The 20,730-nt window shown below is 45.6% G+C and carries 17 protein-coding genes; 5 read left to right on the forward strand and 12 right to left on the reverse strand.

Translation table 11 applies throughout. The annotated features are described in order from the left end of the window. Positions 1 to 4: 4 nt before the first annotated feature. Positions 5 to 1,216 (reverse strand): MFS transporter, encoded by a 1,212-nt coding sequence (locus AR337_RS20055; protein WP_059173822.1) that lies wholly within the window; start codon positions 1,214 to 1,216, stop codon positions 5 to 7. Between the two features lie 250 nt (positions 1,217 to 1,466). On the opposite strand from AR337_RS20055, the gene AR337_RS20060 reads away from it, so the two are divergent. Next, positions 1,467 to 1,772, forward strand: a complete 306-nt coding sequence (locus tag AR337_RS20060) for a hypothetical protein (protein ID WP_059173823.1) — start codon at positions 1,467 to 1,469, stop codon at positions 1,770 to 1,772. Between the two features lie 66 nt (positions 1,773 to 1,838). Here AR337_RS20060 and AR337_RS20065 read toward each other — a convergent pair whose 3' ends face one another. From AR337_RS20065 to AR337_RS20110, 9 genes are all read right to left on the reverse strand, one after another. Beyond that, positions 1,839 to 2,549: a response regulator gene (locus AR337_RS20065; protein ID WP_082687093.1), complete on the reverse strand. Its 711-nt coding sequence runs from the start codon at positions 2,547 to 2,549 to the stop codon at positions 1,839 to 1,841. Beyond that, the gene (locus AR337_RS20070) at positions 2,536 to 4,134 is read right to left on the reverse strand and encodes a sensor histidine kinase (protein WP_082687094.1); all 1,599 of its coding nucleotides are present in this window, start codon (positions 4,132 to 4,134) and stop codon (positions 2,536 to 2,538) included. Before AR337_RS20070 ends, AR337_RS20065 begins: the two co-directional genes overlap by 14 nt. Before the next feature lie 99 nt (positions 4,135 to 4,233). Further along, complete coding sequence (locus AR337_RS20075; protein ID WP_059173824.1) at positions 4,234 to 5,760, reverse strand: tripartite tricarboxylate transporter permease; 1,527 nt, start codon at positions 5,758 to 5,760, stop codon at positions 4,234 to 4,236. 21 nt (positions 5,761 to 5,781) lie between these two features. Next, positions 5,782 to 6,234 carry a tripartite tricarboxylate transporter TctB family protein gene (locus AR337_RS20080; RefSeq protein WP_059173825.1) on the reverse strand — a complete coding sequence of 151 codons (453 nt, stop codon included), beginning with the start codon at positions 6,232 to 6,234 and terminating at the stop codon, positions 5,782 to 5,784. 97 nt (positions 6,235 to 6,331) lie between these two features. After that, complete coding sequence (locus tag AR337_RS20085; RefSeq protein WP_059173826.1) at positions 6,332 to 7,354, reverse strand: tripartite tricarboxylate transporter substrate binding protein; 1,023 nt, start codon at positions 7,352 to 7,354, stop codon at positions 6,332 to 6,334. 235 nt (positions 7,355 to 7,589) lie between these two features. Then, on the reverse strand, positions 7,590 to 9,212 hold the full coding sequence (locus tag AR337_RS20095) for an ATP-binding protein (protein WP_059173828.1): 1,623 nt from the start codon (positions 9,210 to 9,212) through the stop codon (positions 7,590 to 7,592). 182 nt (positions 9,213 to 9,394) lie between these two features. Continuing rightward, positions 9,395 to 11,194: a S9 family peptidase gene (locus AR337_RS20100; RefSeq protein WP_059173829.1), complete on the reverse strand. Its 1,800-nt coding sequence runs from the start codon at positions 11,192 to 11,194 to the stop codon at positions 9,395 to 9,397. Positions 11,195 to 11,260: 66 nt separating this feature from the next. Next, positions 11,261 to 12,670: a M20/M25/M40 family metallo-hydrolase gene (locus AR337_RS20105; protein ID WP_059173830.1), complete on the reverse strand. Its 1,410-nt coding sequence runs from the start codon at positions 12,668 to 12,670 to the stop codon at positions 11,261 to 11,263. 365 nt (positions 12,671 to 13,035) lie between these two features. Further along, a complete protein-coding gene (locus AR337_RS20110; protein ID WP_059173940.1) occupies positions 13,036 to 14,310 on the reverse strand; it encodes a M20/M25/M40 family metallo-hydrolase in 1,275 nt (424 codons plus the stop codon). Between the two features lie 283 nt (positions 14,311 to 14,593). Between AR337_RS20110 and AR337_RS20115 the strand changes: the two genes are divergently transcribed. The 3 genes from AR337_RS20115 to AR337_RS20125 are packed head-to-tail and all read left to right on the forward strand — an operon-like array spanning position 14,594 to position 17,276. Beyond that, positions 14,594 to 15,055, forward strand: a complete 462-nt coding sequence (locus AR337_RS20115; RefSeq protein WP_059173831.1) for a hypothetical protein — start codon at positions 14,594 to 14,596, stop codon at positions 15,053 to 15,055. A 20-nt stretch (positions 15,056 to 15,075) separates the two neighbouring features. Further along, entirely contained in the window at positions 15,076 to 15,951 is an 876-nt protein-coding gene (locus AR337_RS20120) for a tetratricopeptide repeat protein (RefSeq protein WP_059173832.1), read from the forward strand. Beyond that, positions 15,951 to 17,276, forward strand: a complete 1,326-nt coding sequence (locus AR337_RS20125; RefSeq protein WP_059173833.1) for a 26S protease regulatory subunit — start codon at positions 15,951 to 15,953, stop codon at positions 17,274 to 17,276. The genes AR337_RS20120 and AR337_RS20125 overlap by 1 nt, the downstream gene beginning before the upstream one ends. 486 nt (positions 17,277 to 17,762) lie before the next feature. Here AR337_RS20125 and AR337_RS20130 read toward each other — a convergent pair whose 3' ends face one another. Further along, entirely contained in the window at positions 17,763 to 18,941 is a 1,179-nt protein-coding gene (locus AR337_RS20130) for a Xaa-Pro peptidase family protein (RefSeq protein ID WP_059173834.1), read from the reverse strand. A gap of 421 nt (positions 18,942 to 19,362) precedes the next feature. Between AR337_RS20130 and AR337_RS20135 the strand changes: the two genes are divergently transcribed. Further along, entirely contained in the window at positions 19,363 to 19,998 is a 636-nt protein-coding gene (locus tag AR337_RS20135) for a metalloregulator ArsR/SmtB family transcription factor (protein WP_059173835.1), read from the forward strand. A gap of 55 nt (positions 19,999 to 20,053) precedes the next feature. Here the strand turns inward: AR337_RS20135 and AR337_RS20140 are convergent, their stop codons facing one another. Further along, entirely contained in the window at positions 20,054 to 20,665 is a 612-nt protein-coding gene (locus tag AR337_RS20140) for a superoxide dismutase (RefSeq protein ID WP_059173836.1), read from the reverse strand. Positions 20,666 to 20,730 lie beyond the last annotated feature (65 nt).

The raw sequence follows: 20,730 nt of genomic DNA on the forward strand, positions 1-20,730 counted from the left end.
TTATCTATTTGCCGTGCGCGAATGTTCTTCTCAGTTTGCCTGGCTTCAATTCTCCTGCATTAAAGTGTGCCGTTGCCATGGCCACCAGGAGAAGAATACCCGTTACAATAAAAACGCTCTGGACAGGGAAAAACCCTCCAAGTAACCCGCCAATCATCGGGCCGACCATTCCGCCAAGCTGGTTAGCAGTTTGGTTGAGGCTAAATGCCCTACCCCGGAAATCTTCCGGAGTGGTTTTTACAACGAGGCCGTTCAATGCCGGGTAAACTGCGCAGAAGAAGATCCCAAAAATGAACCTGATAATTGAGAATCCCAAAATTTGGGCAAAAAGAACCTGGGCCAGCATGCCAAGACCCCCGCCAAGCAGCCCGATAAACAGGACACGCTGAAATCCAACTTTATCCGCCCATTTTCCCCATAGAGGAGCAAACAAAACGCTCGCAATTCCTGGAAGCGAAAAAATAATTCCTGCCAGGAGTGATGCGTTATCCGCAGAGCCGCTCAGTTTTACAACATACAAAGGAAGAACTGGCTCAATTGTCATAACCGAACAGCTGACAACGAGTGTTAAAATAAGGACGAGCAGAAAAGAGTGGTTATTAAGGGCCGCTTTAAAGTCCATGATAACGGAGCCCTTTTCCTTGCTCGGCTTGAAGTTTTCTTCCCGTACCCAAAAAATGATCAGCAAAGTTGCAAGCCCAACGATGATGCCGCCGCTTGCGAATGCCCAGCGGTTCCCGACCATTTGAGCGACTATCCCGCCAAACAGCGGACCGACTATCTGCCCCGCTGCTGCACCTGATGAAATTAGGGAAAGGGCATAACCGACATGTTTAGTAGGTGTATTCGTCCCAATAAGGGCAATCGCCCCCGGGATGAAGCCGCTCAATAAACCCTGTAGAATTCTTAGCGCCAGGATTTGATATGGGTTAGTAACAAAAGCCATTAGCGTATAAATGACAAAAAGGGCAATACCTGCCCTTACAATCATTGGTTTACGGCCGTATTTATCCGCCACTCTTCCCCAAAAAGGCGAAGCGATGGCGCCAGCGAAAAATGCGGAGCCAAAAATCAACCCCGACCACATCTCAGTGTTTTCGTGCACACCTAGCTGCAGAAGGAATAGCGGCAAGAACGGAATGACCATTGAAAAACTGGCGGCTGTAAAGAATACACCAATCCAAAGCACCCACAAGTTACGTTTCCATGTTGCCATCTATATATCCATCTCCAAGCTTTTGAATGTTTCATATATTGACCATTATAGCATAGAAATTTATTATTTCCATCTCCGAAACTTTCGGTTCGCGAAATAAATGTGCATTCATCCCCTATTATCTTGTGTTTTTAAGAGGTAAAGGCAGTTTGTTTTTCCATAGTCCAATGAGGACAAATTTCCCAAAAATCAAACAGGTTGCTAACGGTACATGATAAAATGGTAGCATTAGAGAGAAGGAGCAAATTGAATGAATAAAACTGAAATTATCGCACGGAGAATTATGGGCTGGAAGCTGAACAGATGGGACCGCTGGTACGACCCGGAAAACAAGTTATTCATTTCTGTTTCTGATTTTCAGCCGGCACAGAACCTGGACCACGCTTTGGCCATCGCAAAGCGGCTGGAGCTTGCAGGATATCACTATAAAACCACCGGAAATTACGAAGCCTGTTTTAATGGAATTTGTGTAAAAGGAGCCACATTGGCCGAAGCCATCACGGAAGCTGCCTTTACTATTGCGGATAATCATTCTGTAGACGATGGCTGGCTTTAAAATTTCTTTCTCTGAATGAATTCATATTGCCCGGCTTTTCCTCTAAAGCCGGGCAAAACTGTCAAACTATTTGGCCCTTATTAAATAGATTCTTTCAGGCCGGCCCACAGTACCATACGAGAGATCCGCATCCACTTTTTCCTGGGAAACGAGGTATTCAAGATACCGTCTTCCTGTTGTCCTGCTTACGCCAATTTCCAAAGCCATTGATTCCGCGGTAAGCCCCGAATTCACTTTTTTCAAGACGTCGAGGACTTTTTCGAGCGTCAGTGGGTCTATACCTTTAGGAAGCTGCTCTTTTTCCACAATAAGGACGCCTGTCTCTTTCCTTAGAAGCAAATCCACTTGATATTGGGTCACATGGGCGGAGGACTTGCCAAGGTTATGGAGCTGAATATAATAATCTCGGTATCGGAGGAGCGATTGCTTGAATCTTTCAAAAATGACCGGTTTGATAATAAAATCAAAGACCCCTATGCCTACGGCTTCCTGAACCCTGTTGATTTCTTTGGTTGCGGTAATCATAATTACATCCATCTGCTTTTTTTGCTGTTTAAGCTTCCGCAGAAGATCCATTCCGTCCATATCCGGAAAGTATACGTCCAACAGGATAAGGTCCGGCTGCATAATTTCAATATAGCTTTTGGCCTCATTATAGCTAGCTGCAACCCCGACCGTCGTAAAGCCTCCGACTTGTTCAATAAACATCTTCTGGATTTCCGCCACTCTTAAATCGTCTTCAACGATCAGTACTTCAATTTTATTATGGCTGTCCAATCCACTTCCCCCTTTTTGGCAACGCAACGGTGAATAGTGTCCCTTCCCCTTCCACGGATGAAAAGGTTATGGTTCCGCCGAGGCTTTCTACAGCATTTTTTACAAGGCTAAGGCCTATTCCCTGGTTATTTGATGAAGGTTTCGTTGAAAATCCTTCTTCAAATATTTTGCAGCAGTCTTCATTGCGGATTCCTTTTCCAGTATCCTCTACTTCAATAATCAAGTCCTTTCCCAGGTCGGTTAAAAATAAGGTAACATCCCTCTCCTTTTCATGGTTTTCCTTAACCGCTTCAAATGCGTTATTAATGAGGTTCCCAATAATCGTAATCAATTTGTCCCTGCTAATTTCCGCTGGCACATCCTTAAAAGAACTGGACTGGTCCACATTGAAATTTATTTTCAATTCGCTTGCCAAGCTTGTCTTACCTAGAATGAAACCGGCTATAACCGAGTCGGGTATTTCCCTCATCAAAAATTGGATAAACCCCTGGGCATGGTCCACCTCTTTGGAAATGAATTCAATCGCCTCTTTATAGGATCCTAGTTGAATAAGGCCCAATAGGGTATAAAGGCGATTTGAATATTCATGTGTCTGTGCCCTAAGACCTTCCGCATAAGACTTGATATGCGTCAGTTCCTGGAGGAGTTTGGCTATCTCGGATTTATTTCTTAAACTCGCAACAGCGCCTATTACCTCATTTTTATTGTTTATGATAGGAACACGGTTTACAAAAAATGAATTGCTGTTAATGGTCAGTTCCCGGTCATATTCTGCTTTTCCGCTTTTTACGACATGAAGGAGTTGGGAATTCACGATAACTTCTTCGATCCTTTTACCCCTTAGCAAGACATGATTGGAGACGTTCAGGATTTTATGGGCTGTTTCATTCACGACCGTTATTTTCCCTTCTGTATCGATTGCAATGATTCCTTCATAAATTGATTCGAGGATCGCGTGCTTTTCCTGGTACATCCAGGCAATTTCTTTTGGCTCCAGCCCGAAAATGGCTCGTTTGATATTTAAAGAAATTAAAAGAGCTGCTGCGATGCCTCCTAACAAAATCATAAGAGTGGCAAGGAATATTTTCTTTTGGACCTTTGAGACTTCCCTTTCTATATCAGTCTGAAGGTATCCGACTGATACGACGCCAATGACATTTCCATCGTGAAAAATTGGTGCTTTCCCACGTAGCGACGGGCCAAGGGTTCCAGTGGATTCAGAAATAACTGATTCTCCTTTAAAGACCCGGGTATTGTCTCCTCCGACCATTTTTTGGCCGATTCTCAAAGGATTCGGATGGGAGTAGCGAATTTCCTGCTTATTTCCAATGACGATAAATTCCGCTTCAACCTCTTGCCTGATGGTCTCCGCTATAGGCTGGAGGATAGCTGAGGGGTTTTTAGCAAGGAAAGCTCTATGGATATCTGGCATATTTGCTATGGATTCGGCTACTGAAAGGGCTTTAATCCCTTTTTCATGTTTTAAATTATCTTCCATAATCGTTTTAAACGTATATTCAAATATCCCGCCAATAAGCAGGATGACCAAACTTATACCAACCATCAACTTTGTATGTAAGCGCATAACATACCCCCTCTTCTTATCATAATGAATCGCAAATATTCTGCCAATAAAATACTTTTTTAAAAAACAAAAAAACTCCCCGAAAGGAGTTTTGGGAGGTCATGCTTCTTCGCTTACAATAACCGTTTTTCCTTTGAGCTTCATCAATACTGGAACGACCAGCCATAAGATGGTCATCAAAATGAAAACAAGCGAGAGTGGCCTTGTGAAAAACGGAGAAAAATCGCCGTTTGAAATGGTTAATGCCCTCCGTAAATTATTTTCGAGCATTGGCCCCAGTACGAGCGCAAGTACAAGCGGCGCGATTGGGTAATCATTTTTACCAAGAAAGTATCCCGCAAGCCCGCAGAATATTAGAAGCAGCAAATCATTGACCGATACTTGGACAGCGTAAACGCCAAAGATGGAAATGGCGATAATGATCGGTATCAGGTACTTCTTTGGTGTCTGGATAATTTTCGCAAATACTCTAACAAGCGGGAGGTTCAGCACCAGAAGCATCACGTTGCCGACAAACATGCTCGCGATCAGCCCCCAGGCAACCTGCGGATGATTCTCAAATAGTAGCGGCCCGGGCTGGACATTGTACATCATAAACGCCCCCATCAGGATGGCTGTCGTCCCTGAGCCCGGAATTCCGAGTGTCAAAAGAGGAATCATCGCGCCACCTGATGCTGCGTTGTTCGCCGATTCGGGAGCAGCAACCCCCTCAATCGCGCCTTTTCCAAATTTTTCAGGGTTCTTCGAAATCTTTTTTTCAAAAAGATAGGAAAAAAAAGATGCAATGGTCGCCCCCGCCCCCGGAAGTATCCCTATAAAAAAGCCAAGCAGCGAGCCCCTTGCAATCGGCCCAGCTGATTGCTTCAGTTCGGCTTTCGTCGGATACAGATTTTTGATGGCGGCGGCTTGGGTATCTTCCGAATCCTTTTCCAAAATTGTTTTGAACACTTCACCAACAGCGAAAAGTCCGACAGCCATCGTCAGGAACTCAATTCCCTGATAAAGCCACGGCTGGTTGAAGGTAAAACGGGCAATTCCAGAGACGTTGTCAATCCCGATCGTTCCTATCAGCAGCCCCATAACGGTCATAATCAACGCTTTTGTCACCGATTTTCCAGCAAGGCCGCTGACAGCGCCAAGGCCAAGGAGCATCAGAGAAAAGTACTCTGCAGGCCCGAACTTTAGGGCAATATTCGACAGTGGGGTTGCCAATAAAACAAGCGCGATCAGCGTAAAAATCCCCGCGACAAACGAGCCGATCGCCGCAATGGACAAAGCGCTTCCGGCCCTCCCATTTTTCGCCATCTGGTAGCCATCAAGCGTTGTAACAACCGATGAAGATTCACCCGGAGTATTTATCAAAATCGACGTCGTCGATCCCCCGTACATCGCCCCATAATAAACCCCTGCTAAAAGGATGATTGCACTTGTCGCAGCCTGCTCGGGAGGCAAATTCCCGGTAATTGAGGCTGTGACTGGAATCAGAAGCGCGACTCCGCTCATTGGTCCGATGCCAGGCAAAACTCCGACGGCGGTCCCAATCAAGACCCCGACAAATGCAAAAATCAAATTGTACCAAATAAATGCTGTACCAAATCCCTCTAATAAATAATGTATAACGTCCACGTTACCTTCTCCTTCCTTTACCTAAAACCATACTGGCCAGCCAGGAAGCGTTCCTTTAAGTACTTCTACAAACAGAAAATAAACCGCACCTGAAAATACCGCTGATATGAATAAGGAAACTACCCATTTGGAACGCTCCATTACTTGGAAGCAAACAAAGAGAAACACAAATGTCGTAATGACATATCCGACTGTCTCCAGTGACAGAGCGTAAATAATCGTCGCTGCGAAAATGATAAGGAATGGTTTATAGTGGATTTTCTCCTGATTTTTCTCGCTGTTTTTCCTTTTATAAGCCTCATAAAAGAGCCGTATGCTTAAAATGATAAGTAATACTCCCAAAGAGAAAGGAAATATATCGGGGCCTACACTGCTTCCGTAGGCCGTCGCGGACAGCTGTTTGCTGCCGACCGCAAAAGCGAGGCCGACCGCGAGAAAGAGTACCGATGCTACCCGATCAAACTTGTTATCCAATGCAATTCCCCCTAGTGCCCTGAAGTTTTCATTTTAACTCCAGATTTGGGCCAAAATTTAAAATCGGGAAGGAGAAGAAACTCCTTCCCTCCTTATCCTATTTTTGCATTCCGAGTGCTTCAAGAAGCTTCTGTACCTGGCCTTCCTGATCCTTCAAAAACTGTTTGAAATCCTCGCTGTTTTTGTATTCCATTTCCCATCCCTGGGATTCAACTTCTGCCTTCCATTCAGGGGTTTCAACGAGTTTGGCGATTGCCTTGTCCCAATATCCCTTTGCTTCATCAGACATTTTCTCAGGTCCAAACACACCGCGCCAAATTGTAAATTCGGCGTTTACCCCCTGTTCCTTCGCGGTTGGAACATCAGCATAGTCCCCCCCGAGGCGGTCAGAAGAAGTGACAGCAAGAACCTTTACCTTTCCGGCCTTCACGAATTCCTTAACGCTCGACGCGTCGGTTCCAATGACATCGGCATTCCCGCCAAGAAGAGCGGTAATGGCTTCGCCTCCGCCATCATAGGAAACATATTTTACCTTAGTAGGGTCAATACCGTATTCAAATGCAGGCAGGATGGAAATCAAATGGTCCATCGAGCCTGGGGCGGAACCTCCTGCGAATGTCAGCTTGGAAGGATCCTTTTTCACCTCATCCAAAACAGATTTCAAATCAGTAAACTTGGAATCAGCCTTGACGACAATCGCTCCGTAATCACGTGTCAATTGGGCCAAAGGAGTCGTGTTTGCATACCCGTATGGGCTGTTTCCTTCTTTTTTAAGGTTGTTGATAATAATCGGCGGTGAATTAACGAACAGCATATCATTGTTGGATGCCTGCTGGGTTGCGTATTCAGCCATGAAGACCGCCCCCCCGCCGCCAGGTTTATTCTCCACCGTCAATGGCTGCTTGACCAATTTTGTTCCACTAAGGATCTTTGTAAACGAACGCGCTGTCAGATCCCAACCCCCACCGGCACCTGAGGGAGCAACTACAGTGATCGATTTTTTAGGATAGCCTGTCCCCTCTTTTTTCTCCCCTGACGTTTCCTTTTCGCTGCAAGCGCCAAGGCTTAACGCAAGTGCCCCCGCCACAGCAAATGCTGTCATTTTCCTTAGAATCTTCATTGATATCCCCCTTGTAAAATAAAATGAAAACGTTTTCTTAATTTTATTAAACATTTAGAAAATTGAAATATTATATTTTTAAACGTCATTAAAAACTTAAACTTAATTTTGTTTATATTGTTCATACTCAAGAAGCTGCCTAAAAGAAAAAGCCCCCTTAGTGGAGGCGTCAAATTTTTTGTTATTGAAAAGCAAACTGCGATTCCATTTTTAAAAAGTAGGGCAGCCCTATTCCTCATTCCGCAAGCGGTATCGTAATAGTGATGAGCGTCCCCTCATCCACGCGGCTCTGGTAAACGATGCTCCCATGATGCTGCTTAATGATTTTATTACAAATCATCAATCCGAGTCCTGTCCCCTTCTCCTTGAGGGTGTAAAAAGGCTCACCGAGGCGCGGGAGAATCTCTTCTGGAATGCCGCAGCCCTGGTCCTGTACGGTAATAACACATTCCTTGGTTTGACCTTTCCGAAGAGTGATTTGGATATCCCCTCCGTCCTCCATCGCTTCCATTGCGTTCTTAAAAATGTTCAGGAACACCTGCTTAATTTGATTCTTCTCACATTTAATAAAAAATGTTGGTTCTTCATATCGGAAACTATATTGAACGTCTTTCAAATGAGCCTCAGGTGAAAGAATATCAATCGTATTTTCAATGATGTCCCTTATATTTGCCCTGACAAGGGTAATAGCCTGGGGCTTGCCAAGCGAAAGCATCTCGCTTGTGATTGTTTCAATCCGGCTCAATTCACTCAAAATTAAGTCATTGAACTTAAACCCCGGATTTTCTGCCTTATAAAGCTGGACAAATCCCTTAATTGTTGTAAGGGGATTACGGATTTCATGGGCTACCCCCGCGGCAAGCTCGCCAACTACCGATAGCTTTTCGGACTGCAAAAGAATTTCCTCCGATTTTTTCCGCTCGGTTATATCCCTGCTCACGATTACAATATTTTCTATTGATTGACCTTCTTTTTTTACAGGCATGCAACGGGATTCAAATTCAATCCAGCGGCCATCTTTATGGTGCAATCTCAGTTCAACAGAAAGGGTTTCTTTATTTTCAAAAATATTTTCAATCTCCCGCCGGCACATGTCCAAATCCTCTGGATGGACGGTATCCCATATCCCCATTGTGTCAAGCTCTTGGCAGCTGTAGCCCAACGCGCTTTCATGGGAAGGGGAGATATAATTGAAGGATTGGTCCTTGCCCATAACGATAATGAGGTCGGAGGTGTTTTCAGCGATAAGCCGGTACTTTCCCTCGCTCTCAATCAAACTCTTCTTCATTGCTTTTTTTTCCGAAATGGTCCTGTGAAGTTTTTCATACGACTCGATAAGGAGAGCGCCTAACAAGACCCCAAAAAGAACAAAAATCAGGTATTGGAGGTGAAAAAGAGGTTCATTCCGAAAGACCCCAAAAACGAACGGAACCATGACGATATAAATTGCTGCATAGAATACGTAAAGGATGACGCATTTAAGCGCTGGCCGCACATGGGCATATTTTCGATGAATTAGCGTAAACGCCGCCATAATCACAAACCAGCCTCCGATTGCCGGCAGCCAGTTCGGGCTTTCCATCAATCTGGCACCAAGGGCAATGCCCCCTGCAAGCAAACCTGGAAGCGGCCCGAGGTAAGCAAAAACAAGGATAAGCACCGCATACCGGATATCGTATGAATATCCGTTCTCGTGAATTGATAGCTGTACGAGTATGGAGGAAACAATACCTGCATACAAACCAGCAAGCACGCGAAAATGTTTAATTGGATTAAGCTTTATGAACGAACGAATAACCAATGGAGTATTTACCATTAATGAAAAAATGGAAAGGTTCAAAACATAATCCAGCAACATTCCAACGCCCCCGGTCACATACAACAAAATGGTATTTCTATTTTCAGTAAACCACATTATTCCCCATATTTATACAATTTTATCAAAAATAAACAAACCCCGCTTTACTGGGCGGGGTTTGTTTTAAGCGGCATGGGGAGATAAGATTCGCTCTCCTTCTTGCCATTATTCTCATGTCTACATTACAATACGGCTGTTGCGGCCTTTCCAATGTGTTCATCAAGGAAGTCAGCGACGCCAGAATAGGCGGTAATGTTATTTTTTAATTTTACGAAGAAATGGCCTTCATCCTCGAAACGGATGTACTGGACCGGATGGTTCCTGGCTTTCAATTCATCGACCATTTGCTCGGTTTCCTCGATTGGCACACGAGGGTCGTTCGCTCCGTGGAGCATCATAACCGGGCATTCGATATCCTTCGTCCGGTGCAGCGGGTCAATTTCATTGAAGAAATCGCCGTCCGCTTCAATGCTCCCATATTCCGCTTCCCTTAGCTTGCGGCGCCAAACACTCGTATTTTCCAGGAAGGTCCGGAAGCTTGAAATCCCGACAATATCGATTGCAGCGGCCCACAGCTTCGGATAGTGGGTGATGGCTGCAAGAACCATGAAGCCTCCATAACTTCGTCCCATGATAGCAATTTTATCAGGATCGGCGTTTCCTTCCTTCTTCAGCCAATCGACAAGCGCCACTAGATCCTTAACCGAATCCATCCTCTGCCTCACATCATCCAGGTGTGTATAGCTCTTCCCATAACCGGTGCTCCCTCTTACATTCGGCGTGCAAACTGCATACCCGCGGCTCAGGAAATATTGCAGGAATGGATTATAGACTGCGCGGATTTGCGACTCAGGCCCGCCGTGGACAAACACAACGACCGGCAGCTTTCCTTCGGCGTCTTTCGGCCTGTAATAAAAAGCCGGGACTTCTAGGCCATCAAACGACGTAAACGTGATTAGCTCCGGTGCAATGAGCTGCTCTTCAACAACCGGCAGGCTCGATACGAAGGTCATTCTTCTTGTATTCTTCGATTCTATATCCAGCTCCCATATGTCAGATGGCTGGGTCGAGCCATTCAGCACATAAGCAAGCTTTTTGCTGTCCGGTGAAAAAGATAATTCCGAAATAACCCCGGCTGGCGTTTCCCAAGTTGCGATTGAGCTGTCTTCAATCTGATAAATCACGCCCTTTGAAATTCCACCGGCATTGACTGAATAGGCAAGAAGACTCTTATCCTTGCTCATCGCCAGGCCCTCAAGATCCCATTCCCTCTCGTCAAGCCATTCCAATTCTTTCGTAGCAGCCGTTATGGCGGCCAAGGCTACGAATTCGCGGTCCTTGTTTGTCAAAACGTAAATGGTCCCGCCATCCTTGCTGAAGTCTGGGCTTTCGAATTTCGCTTCGCCTTCATGGAGGGTCAGCCAGGAAACATCCCCGCTATCAAGATTGAGCAGTCCAAGGTCGTTATCCAGATTGGTATTGACTCTGTCAATCAACAGAGATTGGCCATCAGGGGACCATTTAACCGCATGGTACATGCCATCCCCCTGGTAAACCTTTTTAAACTCAAGCGTTTCTAGGTTTTGAACATAAATATCAAACTGCGCGGCATTCCTCCGGTTGCTCGACCACGCAATCCAGTTTCCATCAGGGGAGCTTCCTCCATATTGATGGATATGGTCAGGGGAATCGGTAAGCGGCACAAGAGTTCCGTCGTCATTCAATAGGAAAAGCTGCTGCTTCTCGTTTACTCCGGCATCCATGCCGATGACCCGTTTGGACGTTCCGGATATGTAGCTTACAAACATAATTCTTTCTTCCGTAAATGAATTTTGCGATGGCCAGCCCCCTTTTAGGCTGAGCTCCCAAACCTGAGGCAGGCCTGTGTAATCGGTGATGAAGCTGATCTTATCGCCATTCGGGTGGTAAATCGGTTTTTTTGCCGTCCGGACGTGCAAAAATGGCTGGATTCCTATTGTCATTGGTTTCTGTCCTTTCTTTTTAGCATGTTGATTTTGGATGTCGATTCCCTTTGTTCACTTATAAAATCAAGCTTCGATTGTCTCAGTGGCTAGCTTCATGGCTTCCGGGAATCCGGCGAGCATATGGGCCATGTGGACAATTCCCTCCTCAAAATCCTGGAGGCGGATTGATTCATTCGGTGCATGCGCCTTCGATTTTACCCACCCCACTCCTGTACTGACGATTGGAAGCTGAAGGGTTTCGCCGAAAATATACATCGGCCCTGTTCCCGCTGAGTTTGGCGCCAATACGCAGCCGGCTTCGTACACTTCATTGGCCGTTGCAATAACGTGCTGAATGAATGGATGGTTGTAATCAGAGCGGTATGCTTTCTGCCCGTTAAGGGAGGTGACCTTCACATCGTGGAATCCATGCTTCTCCAAATGCTTTTCGACGCAATGCAGAATATGGTCAGGATCCTGGCCGGGTACAAGCCTGCAATCAATCTTTGCTTTCGCGCTTTTTGGAAGGACGGTTTTCGCTCCTTCGCCAGTATAGCCGCTGACTATTCCGCAAATCGTCATCGTTGGATGGAACACCATCGCTTCACGCGGGTCTTCCCCTTTAGCCTCGGTGATGAGCGGCCGCGTCAGCCCGTACAAATTGGCGGTGGCTTCTTCATCAAATGGGAGTGCCCTGACCGCCGCCAGTTCCTCTTCCGTTGGCGGAATGATACCATCGTAAAAGCCTTCCACCAAAATTTCGTTTCGTTCGTTCCTCATAGTACCCAGCGCTTGGACAAGCCGCCAAGCCGCATTATCCACATAGGCACCAACGGAAGAGTGCATATCAATATCGGACCCAATGCAGGAAAGCTCGAGATACGCCATCCCCTTTATACCCGCGACCATATTGATTCGCTCTTCACCATCTTTTCCGCCAAATTCCCAAATGCAAGCATCGGCCGCAAACAAATCATTGTACTTCTCCAAATACGGGGCCAAATTCGGACTGCCTATTTCCTCTTCCCCTTCAATGAGGAATTTAATATTGCACGGAAGGCCGCCTTCCGCTTTCTGCAGCACTCTTATGGCGGCAAGCCTGGCTACGAGGTCGCCCTTATTATCCGCTACCCCGCGCGCAAACAGGATACCTTTAACAACGACCGGGTTGAACGGTTCGGAATGCCACTCCTCAAGCGGATCCGGCGGCTGGACATCATAGTGGTTATAGAACAATAACGTCTTTTCAGAATCTCCGCCCTCCCCGGCAGGGAAAAATGCATAAACAACCGGATTCCCGCCAAGGTCATCGAGAACCTGGGCTTCACCGCCAGCATCCTGGACCATATTCACAACAAAAGCAACTGTTTCCGAAATTGCTGTATTCTGGGCAGAAATCGTCGGCAGCCTCAAATACTCTTTCAAAACTTCAACCGCCCCTGGCACCTGCTTCTTTGTATAGTGTTTCAAATCCTCTAACTGCAGCCTGGCCATAAACCTGCCTCCTTTTAAAATACGTCAATAAGTATTTCGTTACCCGAAGTACTAATTCCTTCTATTTTTCTAAATATTCTTTTAAAAAGCGAATTGACGCCTGGCACCCACGGTCGATATTTTCCGTATAAAAGGCATCATTCCATGGTTGGTACCTTCTTACTTAGGTTTGGCTGAATCTTTTACTGGTTTGGCCGAATAACCAAAGGTTTGACGAAATTTCCTACGGATTAGACCGAATTCCTTTCCTCTATTACCGAAAACGCCATTTTTCGTTTTATAAAAAGAACAAAAGCCCACATCCCGTAACACGTAAAATGGACAAAAAAAAGAGAGACAGCGATAAAACTGTCTCCCAACCTATATCAACGCTTCCGCAACAGCGGCTGGGATACTCTATCCATTCCAACGAGTCCGAGGATAGTAAGGAAGATGTTCTGCACTCCCTTGTACGCTCCGGCCGGTTCATAATATTCCTCGAGAGTATGGCATCCGCCAACCCCGCCTCCTCCGCCGAGCGTAACCGCGGGTATGCCCAGGCTGATCGGCACATTGGAATCCGTGCTGATTGGCCCGCCTAATTCAGGTTCAAAACCTAGAGCTGTAGAAGAAGCCATCGCCGCTTGGACTATCATGCTGTCTTTAGGCTGCGAACCCGCCGGCCTGTCCCCGACAAGATTTATTTCCACCCGAATTGCATCCGTGTCCCAACGCTTATTTTCAGCGTCAGCCGCTTCCCTCACAATACCCATAGCCTTTTCCTCAAGCTCTGCAAGGGCATCAGGTGAAACGGAACGCAAATCAAGCAGCATTTCTGCGCTAGCGGAAATCGTATTGACCGATGTCCCTCCTGTAATAGTACCGACCGTGAATGTCGTTTTCGGTTCGGCAGGGGTCTCGAGATCGCCAATTCCCGCAATCGCCCGGCCCAGCGCATGAATGGCGCTTGGTTTTCCGAAATCTCCGAAGCTGTGCCCGCCTGGCCCGATATAAGAAATATGATAGCGTCGGCTTCCTGTTCCAAGATAGGTAATTCGTTCGGGACTGCCCGGTTCGATTGAAATAAAGCCATCAATCTCCTTGTTATTTTCAAACAGCGCTTTGACTCCGTTCAGGTCGCCAAGTCCCTCTTCCCCTACGGTAGCGCCAAACAAAATATCCCCAACCGTTTGTATCCCTGTTTTTTCAAATGCCCGCAGCAATGTCAGGACGGCGGCAAGCCCACGCCCGTCATCAGAGATGCCTGGCGCGTAAATTCTTCCATCCCTTTGCTTCGCTTTCACGTCGGTGCCTTCGGGAAAAACGGTATCAAGATGGGCGCATACCACAAGCTTGGGTCCAGCGCCAGTCCCACGCCGGATTCCAAAAACATTTCCATTGCTGTCTGTTCCGACATTTTGAAGGCCGTACCCGATTAATCTTCTTTTATAATCGAGTCCACGAATCGACTCCGCAAACGTCGGTGCTGAAATTTCGGTTATCGCAATTTGCTCGCTTGTCGTATAATCGTTATCCTCTTCAAGAAAGTTCAGGCCTGCTTGAACCTGCGCCTCTTTTAAAAGCAATTCATACATGTTTTTTGTTTGTTCTGATATCAACTCACTTGTATTTTCCGTGCCTTGCTCCAATTTGTTTGCCATAATTCCATCCTCCTGCATTGTCATTGGCTTTCCACCTACAACTATACTCCGATAATTCAGAAAATTAAACAAGCATCTTTTTTCATATTTAATAAGAGACTGGCTCTGGTACTTTATTTCTATTCGTTTCTCAAAACAAACCTTTTTTCATTTTTGAACTGAATTTTCCGGCGATTGGAGTAAACTTTAAATTGTGGGATTATTTTGTAAATTATAATTGACAGATTCTGTATACCTTTTATGATAGAAAGAGAACGAAGAAATGAGGAGCAGGGGGAACTATATGTCGTCAAATGCGGATTTACTGCGGCCTTCACTTACGAAAGGATGGAAGGTTACTAAAACCTTTGATATCAACCGCCTTTTCCTGGTAGCCTTTTTTGGCGGTGCAATTCCAATGATGATTCTTGGGACCAGAAACGCGAAGTGGCTCAATGTCCCTAAAAACACGATCAATCTTTTACTTGGAGCTGGAATGCTTATCTTTATTGGAGAGTTGGCACTATTTCATTTTTATTTCAGTGATTTTTCCGTTAATGGAGACCGGACACCACGTTACATTATGAGAGCTTTGAATATAATCCTATTCTTTTTTTACAGATTCGCCCTAAAGAAGCCGTTTCAACAGCATCTATTTACAAACAATAACGAGATTCAGCCCCTTCTTAAGCCTGCGATTCTATGGATTCTCATTGGTGGGACCATTGAGTTAGCTTTGTTTGGCGGGATAGCTGTATTATTGTAAAACTATTAGGGGGATAGTGCATGGAGACAGTAAATTATGATAAAAATAAGTCCCTAATCGATCATTACATAACTTTGAATCGTTATGAGGAGGCTGCCCCTCTAATAGAAAACCTTCTTAGGCACGATCCAAATGATGCCTATGCCCTTTTTAACATGGCTGTAGTCGAATATTGCCGGGACAACCATGATGAGTCCATAGCACTTTGCAAAGAAGCACTCCAGAATGGATATGATGAATCAGGCTGCTATTATTTCCTCGGAGTTGTTTATCAAGAAGAGAACAAATTCCAAGAGGCCGAGGAGGCGTTTTTAAATGCCCTTCACCTTGACCCGGAAGACGGGGAAACCTATGCCGCATATGCAGAATTAATGTTCAAGGCTGGGCATGAAGAGAAAGCATTAACCTTATTTAAAAAGGCGAAACAGCTCGACCCGGACAACGAGAAAGTCAATCAATCCATCCTTCATTATTTTTTTGCGAAATCCGATTCAAACAAACAACTGGAATATATTAAAAAAGTAATGGAAACCTCCACTGGTGATATTCAAAACCTTCTCAATACGGCTGCCTATCATTTGCTCCGTGGGGAGGATAAGGAAGCCAGGGAACTCGCCAGGCAGGCTTTCCTTCTCGATCCCACTAACGAGGATATTCTTGAGGTGCTTGCCGAGCTTGATGAAGAGACACACCCGATGTTCTTTCCACAAAGGCTGATAAATAAGGTTGGCGGCCCTGGGGTTCTTTGGCTTGAGTTCATTGTAATAAGCTTCATACTGAAATTTTTCGAGCTAAACGTTCTCCTAGTTGTCTACGTTTCTCTCTATATCCTATTAGTCGTCTATACGTGGATTGCCCCTACCCTCTATAAATGGTTTGTGAAAGGGAAGCTATGATGAATAAAATTGATATTTATCTTTCAATCTTGAACATGGAACAGCACAATCCCCAGGTATGGCTTTTGCTTGGTGAGGAATATCTGATTGAAGGCCAGCTTGGCGAAGCGCTGCATGCGTTCTCCATGTCTGTGAAGCAGGGCGGCCCGACTATGGAAGCACCCGTTTTATCTGTTTTAAAAAAGCATATGGGAAGTTATGTTTTTGAGAATCCCCCAGAAGATAGCATTCTATCAAATGAAGATACTCCTTTTAATGAAAATGAAATTACTGGCTTTGGCGCCGGCCCAACAGATACCCTGGGGAATTCGGATGAACCGCCTTCATCTGTTAATGAACCCCCATTCGGCCGCCAATTAGGCAGTATACACCAATTAGAAGCAGCCGCTACTTCCAATGGGAGGAAGCTGCAGGTCATTGAAGGCACTAAACCAAACAATGTTATCCTCTATGAAGAAAAGAAGCGGGAGAAAGTGACATTTCAGGATGTCGGCGGCCTCGACGCGCTTAAGAAAACCATTGAAATGAAAATTATAAAGCCCTACAGAAACCCAGGCATCTTTGCGAAATTCCGGAAAAAAGCAGGTGGTGGCATCCTGCTATACGGTCCTCCTGGATGCGGAAAGACGTTTATTGCAAAAGCAACGGCTGGCGAATGCGACGCCGACTTCCACCCTGTCCACATTTCGGATATCCTTGACCCTTATGTGGGTGTAAGCGAGCAGAGAATCCACGACGTTTTCGCAACTGCAAGGGCCAATTTGCCGGCTGTCCTTTTCTTTGACGAGCTGGATGCCCTTGGCTTCAGCCGCTCAAAATCTCGCTCGGATGTCATGCGCCCTTTGGTTGATACGTTACTGAACGAGCTCCAAAGCGTTGAAACCAGCAACGATCAATTGTTGGTTATTGGCGCAACGAATATGCCTTGGGATGTGGATGACGCGTTCAAACGGCCCGGCAGATTCGATAAGCTTGTCTTCGTACCGCCACCGGATAAAGGCGCACGGAGAGCCATACTGGAACTTAAACTACGCGGCAAGCCGGTTGAAACTGGCATATTCCTTGATATACTGGCAGAGAAAACCGAGTTCTATTCGGGTGCCGATCTTGAAAATGTCGTTGAGATTGCAACCGAACGGGTCCTGACGGAAATCATGGATGGCGGCCCTGAACGGCTAATAACGATGGATGACTTGCTTGATTCCATCAAGCAAACGAAACCAACCACTACAGAATGGCTGAACACCATTAAAAACTATATCAAGTACGCCAACCAGGGCGGCCTCTACAGCGATGCGGCCGATTATATTAAAAAACATATGTGATGCAGTAAGCATGCTGCCACCTCTTCAGGCTTTGTGTGACAACTACACCGGATTTTTGCCAGCTGTTGTTACATATCCGGGTTTCTGACAACCCAACCCGCTTTTCGCGTTTGGTTGTCACGTATCCGGGGTTATTCTGACAACCCATCCTGATTTTCGCCCTTGGTTGTCACATATCCGGGGTTATTCTGACAACCCAACTCGATTTTCCCCCTTGGTTGTCACATATCCGGGGTTATTCTGACAACCAAACCCGATTTTACCCCTTGGTTGTCACATATCCGGGGTTATTCTGACAACCCATCCTGATTTTCGCCTTTGGTTGTCACATATCCAGGGTTATTCTGACAACCCAACTCGATTTTCCCCCTTGGTTGTCACATATCCAGACTTTGAGTGACACCTAAGCTAGTTTTCTCATAGTTTCTTAGCCAAAAATAAAAAGAGAGAATCCGTCCAGAATTCTCTCCCCCTAAAAATTATAGTTTAGTAGCAAATCATCGAGGCGAAGTCCCTCGGATAATACGTAAGCATTTCCATGCCGTTTTCTGTTACGAGTACGGTGTCGGAATGCCTGAAACCGCCGAGTCCCCTTACATAAATTCCTGGTTCAACGGTAAAAACCATTCCCGGCTGCATAATCGTTTGGTCGCCCAGATCAAAAAACGGCGCCTCGTGGCCCAAAAGGCCAATCGCATGTCCGGTATGGTGCTGGACAAGATGCTCAACCCCGGCTTCCTTCCAGAACCTTTGAACGGCCTGCTCAACAGCAGAACATGGCTCGCCCGGCTTGATTGCCGCAAAAGCAACTTCCTGCGCTTCGTACATGATTTGAAAATAGTTTTCCTGCTCCTTGCTGGCTTCCTGGACAAACATCGTTCTTTCCAATTCGCTGTGATACCCCCACACATCCGCCGCCGCTCCCGTTACCAATGTGTCCCCTTTTTTCAAAATAAGGTTTTGGGTCACGGCATGAGGGAAGGCGGACATCGCCCCTATTTGGCCACGAAAAATCGCATAAGCGGGCTTTCCATGCGGGCGGTAATCTTGCCCGAGCGTTTCAATCATCGCCATTGTGGCTTCAGTGGAAGCTTTGCTCGTAATCTCGATTTCACTCAATCCTGGCTTAGAATATTTCTGCAGTAGGCGGTGAGCGAGATTTCCCCAGCGGCATGATTCCTTGATCAATTCTATTTCCGTCGGAGACTTGATGAACCTCATTTCTTCCACTAACCATTTCAAGGAAACAAATTCCGCATCGAGGAAGTCGCTTACGCTTGGCCCGCGATATCCCATCGATGAGCCGTAGCCGATTGCATCATAGCCAACAGTCTTACCGGAAAAACCCGATTCAGTCAAAGCGTCCATCAAATATTCCATCGGATGCCGAAGCCCCGGATATTCAGGATAAGAGTGGACATGGTTTACATAAGCAAACTCCTCCGCATGTTCATGCTCCAGTGCAGGGACGAACAAATGCGTTTTATGGGACGGGTCCACAAAAAAGCAAATCGGCCTTTCAGTAGGATGAAAGTGGAAGCCCGTCAAATAGAAAATATCCGTAACGCTGAACAATATCGCGCAATCCGCTTTCCTGTTCCCAAGCTGCGAGATAAACTTTTGCTGCCTTTCAAGAATCTCTTTTTTTGGAATGGATAAAAGCATACATTCTCATCTCCCTCGTTTTCTTTTAAAGACTTTCTTTTAAGCTTTTAAAAAGGACCTCGGAATCGTTCAAATTATCCTGTAGTTAAGTCAATTGATGATTTTCAAATAAATTTCCGAATTGCCCCTCTTTTCTGAAAATAGACAAGTGCATGGCGTTTGTCAATACTATTCCATTCCCTTTCCATTATTTATACTTTATTGTATAATTAGTTGATTTTTACGATTGCCGCAAGGGTTTGAGCCGCTTTCTTGATAAAGTGGATCTTCCATCAGTCGGTTTTGTTCATACCACACTGATGGTTAGGTGAACCAATCGGACCAATACGGGCAGTTGCTCCCCACCTATCATCTTCGAAACTTCTGAATGTTTGGTGGCGATCTTTCTGCCCGTTAAGAGTGGGATAAAGGGGTGGTGTAGATGGCGGAGCTTAGGAAACCGACAAAGGAAAGAATACTTGAATTATTAAAGAAGGAATCCAGCATGACAGTCGCTTCCTTTACTAGTCATCTGAATATCACCCATATGGCAATTCGAAAGCATTTGAATGTCCTTGAGACGGATGGGCTGGTACAATCACGCGAGCTAAGGCAGCCAATGGGCCGGCCGCTCCAAATCTATTCGCTGACAGCCAAAGGAGAAGCCCTTTTTCCAAAAAATTATGAAGGGATTACACTCGAATTCCTTCAAGATATCCAGGAGATATACGGAGATGGCGCCGTCAATGAACTTTTCCAAAAAAGGGAGAAGCGCCTCACAGAAGAGTATTCACGGAAAATAGGCGAAAAGCCGAATCCTGAAAAAATAAAAGAAATTGTCAGCCTTCAAAATGAAAAGGGCTATATGGCGACAGCCTCGAAAATTAATGATTACACGTATGAGCTGGTTGAATACAACTGTCCAATCCTTACAATTGCCACCCATTATAAAACAGCGTGCAAGTGCGAAACGCAAATGCTAAAAAATGTCCTGAAAACGGAAAACATCAACCGTGTCAGCTGCAAAGCCGATGAAGACGACCACTGCCGATTTAGAATCGAGTTTAATGTAAATTAAAAAAACACTTTTAGCGGGAAATCAATCCCCGACTAAAAGTGTTTTTTGTTTTCTCTTATTTTGCTGCGGAATAAAGCTTGTTCACTTCATCCCAGTTAATGAGATTGAAGAATGCACCAATGTAATCCGGGCGCTTGTTTTGATACTTCAGGTAATATGCATGCTCCCATACATCAAGCCCAAGGATCGGAGTCTTGCCTTCCATGAGCGGGCTGTCCTGATTTGGAGTGCTGGTAACCACCAATTGGCCGTTATCAACAGCAAGCCATGCCCAACCGGAACCGAAACGAGTTGTAGCTGCTTTTGTAAATTCTTCCTTGAACTTATCATAGCTTCCAAAAGCTTGGTTGATTGCATCTTCAACTTCACCAGTTGGAGCGCCGCCGCCATTAGGAGAGAGAAGTGTCCAGAACAGGCTGTGGTTCGCATGGCCCCCACCATTGTTGCGGACAGCTGTACGGATATTTTCAGGAACCGCATCAAGATTTGCGATCAGCTCTTCAATTGTTTTCCCGGAAAGATCATCATGTCCTTCGAGAGCCGCATTCAGGTTGTTAACATATGTAGCATGGTGGCGATCATGGTGAATTTCCATTGTTTGCGCATCGATATGAGGCTCAAGCGCATCGTTTGCATAAGGCAATGCTGGTAGTTCGTATTTAGCCATTTTTAATATCCCCTTTTATGTAAATTAAGTACGATTTGATTATAAAACTGCCTTGATACTTTTTC

It is taken from the genome of Bacillus sp. FJAT-27445, from assembly GCF_001510665.1.
Taxonomy (GTDB): Bacteria; Bacillota; Bacilli; order Bacillales; family Cytobacillaceae; genus Bacillus_D.

Bases quoted from the DNA above. Each gene is read 5' to 3' on its own strand.
- AR337_RS20055 (WP_059173822.1), bottom strand. From the start codon at position 1,216: ATGGCAACATGGAAACGTAACTTGTGGGTGCTTTGGATTGGTGTATTC.
- AR337_RS20060 (WP_059173823.1), top strand. From the start codon at position 1,467: ATGAATAAAACTGAAATTATCGCACGGAGAATTATGGGCTGGAAGCTG.
- AR337_RS20070 (WP_082687094.1), bottom strand. From the start codon at position 4,134: ATGCGCTTACATACAAAGTTGATGGTTGGTATAAGTTTGGTCATCCTG.
- AR337_RS20085 (WP_059173826.1), bottom strand. From the start codon at position 7,354: ATGAAGATTCTAAGGAAAATGACAGCATTTGCTGTGGCGGGGGCACTT.
- AR337_RS20095 (WP_059173828.1), bottom strand. From the start codon at position 9,212: ATGTTGCTGGATTATGTTTTGAACCTTTCCATTTTTTCATTAATGGTA.
- AR337_RS20100 (WP_059173829.1), bottom strand. From the start codon at position 11,194: ATGACAATAGGAATCCAGCCATTTTTGCACGTCCGGACGGCAAAAAAA.
- AR337_RS20105 (WP_059173830.1), bottom strand. From the start codon at position 12,670: ATGGCCAGGCTGCAGTTAGAGGATTTGAAACACTATACAAAGAAGCAG.
- AR337_RS20110 (WP_059173940.1), bottom strand. From the start codon at position 14,310: ATGGCAAACAAATTGGAGCAAGGCACGGAAAATACAAGTGAGTTGATA.
- AR337_RS20115 (WP_059173831.1), top strand. From the start codon at position 14,594: ATGTCGTCAAATGCGGATTTACTGCGGCCTTCACTTACGAAAGGATGG.
- AR337_RS20120 (WP_059173832.1), top strand. From the start codon at position 15,076: ATGGAGACAGTAAATTATGATAAAAATAAGTCCCTAATCGATCATTAC.
- AR337_RS20125 (WP_059173833.1), top strand. From the start codon at position 15,951: ATGAATAAAATTGATATTTATCTTTCAATCTTGAACATGGAACAGCAC.
- AR337_RS20130 (WP_059173834.1), bottom strand. From the start codon at position 18,941: ATGCTTTTATCCATTCCAAAAAAAGAGATTCTTGAAAGGCAGCAAAAG.
- AR337_RS20135 (WP_059173835.1), top strand. From the start codon at position 19,363: ATGGCGGAGCTTAGGAAACCGACAAAGGAAAGAATACTTGAATTATTA.
- AR337_RS20140 (WP_059173836.1), bottom strand. From the start codon at position 20,665: ATGGCTAAATACGAACTACCAGCATTGCCTTATGCAAACGATGCGCTT.